The organism is Limosilactobacillus urinaemulieris (assembly GCF_014838745.1).
In the GTDB taxonomy this organism is placed as follows: Bacteria; Bacillota; Bacilli; order Lactobacillales; family Lactobacillaceae; genus Limosilactobacillus; species Limosilactobacillus urinaemulieris.
Window position 1 is genome coordinate 1 of sequence record NZ_JABUXR010000054.1, and the last position, 289, is coordinate 289.

Genomic DNA, 289 nt, shown 5'->3' on the forward strand with positions numbered 1-289 from the left:
TCACCACTCGGACGAGCGTAGACGTAGCGCCCGGATAAGACTTGATACCGCCAGCCGTGAACTCGCCTGGCTGGGAACCTGGAACAAAAGTCTTGATCCTGTAAGAGCACCTACCAAGAGCGAACTGCACCGAGGTGACATCGTAGCTCTTGTCTTCTTTCAGCTCATAGATGGTGGCACCCATCTTAGACGGAAGCTTATCAAGACGCAGCCTAAAGTTGCCAGCAAAACCTACCACATACCATTTCCCTTGGAATTGGTTGTCCTGGAAGTTCTGCTGCAGAGGGAC

General features: G+C 52.2%; 1 protein-coding gene. It reads right to left on the reverse strand.

What is annotated here, in order from left to right; genetic code table 11:
- A partial coding sequence (locus tag HUK45_RS09395) for a lipocalin/fatty acid-binding family protein (RefSeq protein ID WP_191912057.1) occupies positions 1–289 on the reverse strand: 289 nt, incomplete at both ends.